This is a genomic window from Limnospira sp. PMC 1279.21 (assembly GCF_032349615.1).
In the GTDB taxonomy this organism is placed as follows: Bacteria; Cyanobacteriota; Cyanobacteriia; order Cyanobacteriales; family Microcoleaceae; genus Limnospira; species Limnospira fusiformis.
The window spans coordinates 1-1,163 of sequence record NZ_JARPLU010000411.1; the positions used below are offsets into that span (position 1 = coordinate 1).

Sequence of the window (1,163 nt, forward strand, 5' to 3'; positions counted from 1 at the left end):
CTGGTCGCCTTCCTTTATCATCATCTATTTTATCGCCTGAATTAGGACCCCCAAAGCTGCGACCACTACCGCCTCCACCACTACTACCTCCCTTAGGTTTTTTGCCTCCCTTTGGTTCATCTCTATTTGGCGGTTCCTTAACGGTTGCCTCTTTTTTGACATCACGCCGCCGATATTCCTCATCTATTCGCTGTTCGTCATCCTCTCGTTTCCACCTGCCATGGTCTTCTGGCTTAATTCCACGCGGTACCCTAGTAATTGGGTCCCAAGGATTTACCAATCCTGGAATACCCGCTCTATCTCTTTCTCTTGCATACGGCAAACCCCTACCAAAGTCCATTGCTGAAGATGTCTGGTCGCCTAAATCTCCCGCTAAACCTGAACTTACGCCACCAGACCTACCAACATTTTTAGGCGTACTTGACCTGATACTATCTTTCACCATATCAAACGACTACATGAGACCAATCAATAACTTAGAAATATTATATAATATTACAAGATAATTGAGGACTATTCATGCGGGGAATTAGAAATATTGCTACGGAAATTAACGCTAGTAACTGGAATAACGCTGTAGAGTTATTTAATGGCGCAATCTTAGAAGGCTTGATAACTGATAGATTTCGTTATGATATTACTGCTTATGCCTATGTTTCTAGTTTGAACGCTAGGTGTTATATCCCTAGTATCAATCAATCACAAATACCTAAAATTTACCCAGAAGATAGTTATTACCAAAGGTGGGAAAAGAAACAAGATGTGTTACAAGGTTCTATAGACTTACAGATATTTTATTGGAACCTAGCCACAGAAAGCGGGTTAAATCTAGGTGTTATAAAACTCCCTTATTACGGGGGAATTCATACCGAAAATTTATTAATCGAATTGATTACCAATCAAACAGAAGGGTTAGCCATAGATTCACATTCTGTATTAAAAGCTAGGTGTCTGACTCAATTACACAACAATGATTCAATTAATATTTTTGGTATGGCAGAATACCAACTAGACACATTGCCAAAAACCCCATCACTGACCCAACCCGAAAATTTTGGGATTTCCGTAGGTAACACACCCACCCTAATTCGTGCTGCTAATACTCACAGATATCGCTTACACCTACAGAACACGGGTAGCGTTGGGGTTTGGTTTAGTCATGG

The 1,163-nt window shown here is 40.7% G+C and carries 1 protein-coding gene and 1 pseudogene; one reads left to right on the top strand and one right to left on the bottom strand.

Annotated elements, in window-relative coordinates:
* A pseudogene (locus tag P5683_RS25035) lies at window positions 1-445 on the bottom strand (hypothetical protein); the annotation flags it as partial.
* A gap of 74 nt (window positions 446-519) precedes the next feature.
* On the opposite strand from P5683_RS25035, the gene P5683_RS25040 reads away from it, so the two are divergent.
* The coding region (locus tag P5683_RS25040) for a hypothetical protein (RefSeq protein WP_315660890.1) at window positions 520-1,163 on the top strand (644 nt) is incomplete at its 3' end.